This window comes from Streptomyces sp. NPDC058246, assembly GCF_042881985.1.
Taxonomy (GTDB): domain Bacteria; phylum Actinomycetota; class Actinomycetes; order Streptomycetales; family Streptomycetaceae; genus Streptomyces.
Map to the genome: position 1 here is coordinate 65,267 of NZ_JBHVWZ010000044.1, position 6,000 is coordinate 71,266.

The following is a 6,000-nucleotide window of genomic DNA, read 5'->3' on the forward strand; positions in this document are numbered from 1 at the left end:
CCGGATTTCTCATGTGTCCTTCATCGAACGGAGGTCGGTCGCCGTCCTCACGGAGGTCAGTCGGCGTCCTTCATGAAGCCCGCTTCGTAGGCGGCGATCACCGCCTGGGTGCGGTCCCGGGTGCCCGTCTTCGCCAGCACGGCCGCCACATGGGTCTTCACCGTCGCCGGACCGACGCCCATGCGCCCGGCGATCTCGGCGTTCGTGAGCCCCGTCGCCATCAGCCGCAGCACGTCGCTCTCCCGCGCCGTGAGCTTCGCCACCCACGGCGGCGGGGCGGGCCGCGTCCGCGCGTGCTCGGCGGCCAGCGCGCGCACCGCCGACGGGAACAGCAGCGTGTCGCTGTGCGCGACCAGCCGCACGGCCTGTACGAGCGCGTCCGCCTCGGCCCGCTTGAGCAGGAACCCCGAGGCGCCGGCGCGCAGCGCCTCGTACACGTAGGCGTCGTTCTCGAAGGTCGTCACGACGACGATGCGCGGGGGATCGGGAAGCGTCGCGACGATCTGTTCGGTGGCGCGGATGCCGTCGATCCCGGGCATGCGGACATCCATGAGGACGATGTCCGGTGTGAGCTCCCGTACGACGGACACGGCCTCGGCGCCGGTCGCCGCCTCGCCCACGACCTCCAGGTCGGGCTCGGCGGTGAGGATCACCCGCAGGGCGGTGCGCACCATGCGCTCGTCGTCGGCGAGGACGATGCGGACGGTCATGGGGTTCCTTCCAGAGGCAGTCGTACGGTCAGGCGCCACACCCCGTCCACCGGGCCCGCCTCGGACGTGCCGCCGAGCAGCCGGGCGCGGTCGGCGATCCCGCGCAACCCGTGACCGCCGCCCGGCCGGGGAACCCCGGTTGCCGTCGTCGGGTTCGTGGTGACGATCTCCAGCTGCTTGCCGCCACCGGTGATCAGCAGGGTCACCGGGGTGCGCGCGCCCGCGTGTCTCAGGGCGTTGCTCAGGCCTTCCTGCACGATCCGGTACGCCTCCCGGGAGACGAGCGGGTGCAGGGCGTCCGGGTTCACCTCGACCGTGGCGGTCACCTGGAGACCGCCGGCGCGGGTGCGGCGCAGCAGGCCGTCGAGATCGTCGGCAAGGGTCGGGGACGTCGGCTCCTTCTCCTCGTCGCCCTCCCTCAACACACCCAGCACCGCGTCCAGTTCGCCCACCGTCCGCCGTGTCGTGTCCTCGATCGCGGCGAGGGCCTCGCGGACGAAGTCCGGGTCGGTGTCGAGGACGCGGCGGGCCGCGCTCGCCTGGAGGGTGACCGCGCTGAGGGCGTGGCCGACGGAGTCGTGCAGCTCGCGGGCGAGCCGGTTGCGTACGGCGAGATCGGCGGCGCGGCGCTCGGCGGCGGCGAGCCGGTCCTCGGGCGTGGGCCCGAGCAGCGCGGGCGCCCAGCGGGCCAGCAGGTTCCCGCCGGCGGCGGCGCAGGCGGCCAGCGCGATCAGGGTGGCGACCCCGGCGACCGGCGAGAGCGCCAACGCCCAGGTGTGGTCGAGGACTTCGGGCAGCCCGAGCCGGGAGCCGCGCAGTCCCGCGACGAGCGGCAGCACGACGAGGACGGCCGCGAAGGGTGGCACGGCCAGCGACATGCCGCTGATGATCCCGCCGAAGCCGAGGTGCAGCGTGAACCAGCCGACGGTACGGCGGCGGGCCGCCCAGGTCCGCGGAGGACCGTCGGCGAGCCGGTCGCCGTCGACCCCGCACAGCGCGCGCACCCCGGCCACCGACATCGGCCGGGTCAACGGGAACAGCGCGGTGACCGCGGCGAGCGGCAACCCGACGGCGAAGGACACGAGTTGGAGGGGGAAGGAGTTGAACACGTAGCGCGAGTCGGTGGCCGGCCCGACGACGACCTCACCGACGAGGACGTACGGCATCGCGAGCGCGCCGCCGAGGATCAGATGGATCCACCGTCGCCGCGCCCGCCGTCCGAACAGGAACCGGGCGAACGCTTCCCCAGGCTTTCGACTTCGCTCAGGCAGGAAAGACCCCATTGTTCGTGGCACGCCGCGCCGGCCCGGCAGAGCCGGTCCGCTCCGCGAAGTGGTGCGCGCCGAGGGCGACCACGAGCATGCCGACGAGCATGTGCACAGCGTAGGCGAGCTCCATCAGCTCCGGCGGGCGCTCGGCGAAGTCGTCCACACCGGCCCGGTGTTCCAGCAGCGAGCTCCCCTCGGGGATACCGAGGCGACTCCCGGCGATCCGGGCGACCTGGTCCGCAACCCGCGGTGCCGGGCCCGTCAACGAGGGCGGTCACCAGGGGGAGGGGGCCTCTGCCGTGGTCAGGCCTCCAGGGTCAGCACGACCTCGGGGATCTCCTCGCCGCGGGCGTTGGCGTAGCCGCTGGTCCGGGCGGTCACGCGGAAGCCGCACTTTTCCAGGACCCGGCGGGATGCGGTGTTGTCCGCGGCGGCGCGGGCGTACAGCGGGCGCTCGTGGAGCTGCGCCAGGAGGGCTCGCAAGGCGGCGGTCGCGATGCCGCGGCCCCAGTACGCGCGGTCGATCCAGTACGTCACCTCCCGCTCGCCCGGTGAGCCGTACACCGCCGCGCTGCCGAGGACGTCGCCGTCCACCAGGACCGTACGCGCCACGACGTCGGACGAGGAGCGGATACGGCGCCAGTGGGCTTCGAAGGCGGTCCAGTCAGCGGGGTCCTTCGGGGTGAAAGCGGCCATGCGGAGCGCTTCCGGGTCGTTCGTCTGGCGGAAGAAGACCGGCAGATCGCTGTCGTGGACCTCGCGCAGGATGACCTCGATGCCGGACAATTCAGAGCCTCCGCGTCGCGAGCGTGAGCCGGTCACGCGCGTCGAACAGGGCGTCCTTGACCATCTGTTCGTGGGCGGGGGTGAGGCGGGCCACGGGGACCGAGCAGCTGATCGCGTCGCGTGCAGGGGTCCGGTACGGGATCGCGACGCCGAAGCAGCGCAGCCCCAGCGTGTTCTCCTCGCGGTCCACGGCGAAGCCCTGCTCCCGCACCTGGCGCAGCTCCTCGATGAGCTTCTCCCGGTCGGTGATCGTGTGCTCCGTGAGCGCGGGCAGCGTCTCCGGGAGCATCTTGCGCACCTGCTCGTCGGTGTGGGTGGCGAGCAGCGCCTTGCCGAGCGAGGTCGAGTGCGCGGGGAGCCGGCGGCCCACCCGGGTGAAGGGACGCAGGTAGTGCTGCGACTGGCGGGTGGCGAGGTAGACGACGTTCGTGCCGTCCAGCCGCGCCAGGTGGATCGTCTCCGTCGTGTCGTCGGAGAGCCGGTCCAGCGTGGGCCGGGCCGCGGCGACCACCTCGTCGCCGTCGATGTACGACGTGCCGACCAGCAGCGCCCGTACGCCGATGCCGTACCGCGTGCCCGTCGCGTCCGTCTCGACCCAGCCGAGCTCCACGAGCGTACGCAGCAGCATGTAGAGGCTGGACTTCGGATAGCCGACGGCCTCCTGGACCGCGGCCAGGGAGTGCATACCGGGCCGGCCGGCGAAGTACTCGAGCAATTCCACGGTCCGCACCGCGGACTTGACCTGCGCTCCGCCGCCTGTCTCGCCTGCCGACATCGCCCTTGACCCCCTCGTTCGACGGGAAATAGTCTCCGCATCATATTCACCATCAGAGACAGCGTTCAGTATATCGAACGCCGGTGATGAGTGACACAAGAACTGCGGCATGACATCTGGAGGGACCCGCGGTGGCAGCAGCACCAGTCTGGAGTGTCGACCCCCGTACCGGGAAGCAGCGCGAGCAGGTTGCGGTGGAGGCCACAGCACAGGAGGTGGACGAGGCGGTGCGCGCCGCGCACGCCGCGCGCCCCGCGCTCGCCGACCGCACCGTGCGCGCCGCGTTCCTGCGTACCGCCGCCGACCTGCTCGAAGGCGCCAAGGACCAGCTCGTCGAGGCCGCGGACGCGGAGAGCGCGCTCGGCCCGGTCCGGCTCACCGGCGAACTCGCGCGCACCTGCTACCAGTTGCGCGCGTTCGGGGACATCGTCGACGAGGGCGCCTTCCTCGACGTCGTGATCGACCACCCCGACGACACCGCGACCCCGCCGATCCCGGACCTGCGCCGCTACAAGGTGCCGCTGGGCGTCGTCGCCGTCTACTCGGCCTCGAACTTCCCCTTCGCCTTCTCGGTCGCGGGCGGCGACACGGCGAGCGCGCTGGCCGCCGGCTGCCCGGTCGTGGTCAAGGCGCACCCGGACCACCCCGGGCTGTCGGAGCTGGTCGCGGCGGTACTGCGCAGGGCCGCCGGCCGGCACGGCATCCCCGAGGGCGTCGTCGGCCTCGTCCACGGCTTCGAGGCGGGCGTCGAGCTGGTCAGGCACCCGCTGATCGCCGCCGCCGGCTTCACGGGTTCGGTACGCGGTGGCCGTGCCCTCTTCGACGCGGCGGCCGCGCGTCCCGTGCCGATCCCGTTCCACGGCGAGCTCGGCTCCCTCAACCCCGTCGTGATCACCGAGGCGGCCGCCGCCGAGCGCGCCGAGGCGATCGGCGCCGGGCTCGCGGGCTCGATGACGCTGGGCGTCGGCCAGTTCTGCGTGAAGCCGGGCCTGGTCCTGGCCCCGGCGGGCGCGGCGGGCGACCGGCTGGTGAAGTCCCTCACCGACGCCGTCAGCGACACCGACGCGGGCGTCCTCCTCGACCACCGCATGCGGGACAACTTCATCGCCGGTGTCGCCGAGCGCGCCGAACTCCCCGACGTGGACTCGCCGGTGACCCCGGGCGCGGGCGGGGAGCACACGGTGAGCCCCGGCTTCCTGACCGTTCCCGCGCAGAAGCTCACGGCCGAGGGCGAGCACGACCTGCTCCTGGAGGAGTGCTTCGGCCCGCTCACGGTGGTCGCGCGCTACGAGGACGAGTCCGAGGCGAGCGCGGTGCTCTCGCGTCTTCCCGGCAACCTCACCGCGACCGTGCAGCTCTCCACGGAGGAGGCGGCGGGCGAGGGACGCGGTGCCGAGATCCTCGCCGAGCTCACCCCACTCGCGGGGCGGGTGCTGGTCAACGGCTGGCCGACCGGTGTCGCGGTCGCCCCGGCCCAGCATCACGGAGGGCCTTACCCGGCGACGACCTCGACCTCGACGTCGGTCGGCGGCACCGCCATCGAGCGGTGGCTGCGGCCGGTGGCGTACCAGAACGCGCCTCAGGCGCTGCTGCCGCCGGAGCTGCGCGACGACAATCCGCTGGGGTTGCCCCGCCGTTACGACGGCCGTCTGGAGCGCTGAGCGCCCTGCCGCATACGCCGTTTCGGCGCGCGGCAGTCGACCTGAGAGACTCGGTGGATGGACGTCGAACTCCCCGAACTTCCCTTCCCCCTCCGTACCTACGGGCCCGATGGGCACTGGTCGTACGAGGACGGGATGCTCACCGGCTGGGCCGGCGCACGGCAGGACCGCTTCGTGTCGCCCACCGGTGAGGCCCTGGACCCCGCCTCCGACGCGCCCCGCCTGCTCGGGGCGCCCGAGGGGGACTTCCAGCTGATCGCCAAGGTCACGGTGGGCTTCGCGGCCTCCTTCGACGCGGGGGTGCTCTATGTCCATGTGGGGGAGCGGGCCTGGGCGAAGCTGTGCCTGGAGTACTCGCCGGACGTGCCCACCGTCTGCACGGTGGTCACCCGGGGGCACTCCGACGACGCCAACTCCTTCACCGTGGAGGGCAGTTCCGTCTGGCTCCGGGTGAGCCGCACGGGGCGGGCCTTCGCCTTCCACGCCTCCCGCGACGGCGAGCGCTGGACCTTCGTGCGGCTCTTCACCCTGGGCGACGAGAAGGAGACCGGGGCGGCCCTGGTCGGCTTCATGACCCAGTCGCCCATGGGGGAGGGGTGCGTGGTCACCTACGACGGGATCGAGTTCCGGCCGACCTGGCCCAGGGACCTCAGAGACGGCAGCTGACACAGCGGTTTTCGCCCCCGCCGCTCCTGCCCAATCCCGTCCCTGGGGGCGGGAGCCCCCAGACCCCCGGTCAAAGGATTGCGCAGTTCCCCGCGCCCTTATTCAGGGGCGCCGGGAACAGCGCGCACGGGGTC

General features: G+C 72.7%; 7 protein-coding genes. 2 read left to right on the forward strand and 5 right to left on the reverse strand.

Annotation, left to right across the window (positions count from 1 at the left end):
* Positions 1–56: 56 nt before the first annotated feature.
* From ACFVXA_RS37870 to ACFVXA_RS37890, 5 genes are read right to left on the reverse strand one after another with little or no spacing between them, the layout of a single operon-like run.
* On the reverse strand, positions 57–710 hold the full coding sequence (locus tag ACFVXA_RS37870) for a response regulator (RefSeq protein ID WP_390028520.1): 654 nt from the start codon (positions 708–710) through the stop codon (positions 57–59).
* Positions 707–1,993: a sensor histidine kinase gene (locus tag ACFVXA_RS37875; protein ID WP_390028521.1), complete on the reverse strand. Its 1,287-nt coding sequence runs from the start codon at positions 1,991–1,993 to the stop codon at positions 707–709. Before ACFVXA_RS37875 ends, ACFVXA_RS37870 begins: the two co-directional genes overlap by 4 nt.
* Positions 1,974–2,243, reverse strand: a complete 270-nt coding sequence (locus ACFVXA_RS37880) for a hypothetical protein (RefSeq protein WP_383747940.1) — start codon at positions 2,241–2,243, stop codon at positions 1,974–1,976. The genes ACFVXA_RS37875 and ACFVXA_RS37880 overlap by 20 nt, the downstream gene beginning before the upstream one ends.
* Before the next feature lie 38 nt (positions 2,244–2,281).
* The gene (locus tag ACFVXA_RS37885; protein ID WP_362030671.1) at positions 2,282–2,755 is read right to left on the reverse strand and encodes a GNAT family N-acetyltransferase; all 474 of its coding nucleotides are present in this window, start codon (positions 2,753–2,755) and stop codon (positions 2,282–2,284) included.
* A 10-nt stretch (positions 2,756–2,765) separates the two neighbouring features.
* Positions 2,766–3,539, reverse strand: coding sequence for an IclR family transcriptional regulator (locus ACFVXA_RS37890; protein ID WP_081223720.1), 774 nt, complete (start codon positions 3,537–3,539; stop codon positions 2,766–2,768).
* Positions 3,540–3,670: 131 nt separating this feature from the next.
* On the opposite strand from ACFVXA_RS37890, the gene ACFVXA_RS37895 reads away from it, so the two are divergent.
* Both ACFVXA_RS37895 and ACFVXA_RS37900 read left to right on the forward strand, forming a co-directional pair.
* Positions 3,671–5,200, forward strand: a complete 1,530-nt coding sequence (locus tag ACFVXA_RS37895) for an aldehyde dehydrogenase (NADP(+)) (protein ID WP_383747942.1) — start codon at positions 3,671–3,673, stop codon at positions 5,198–5,200.
* 57 nt (positions 5,201–5,257) lie between these two features.
* A complete protein-coding gene (locus ACFVXA_RS37900; RefSeq protein ID WP_383747944.1) occupies positions 5,258–5,866 on the forward strand; it encodes a DUF1349 domain-containing protein in 609 nt (202 codons plus the stop codon).
* Positions 5,867–6,000 lie beyond the last annotated feature (134 nt).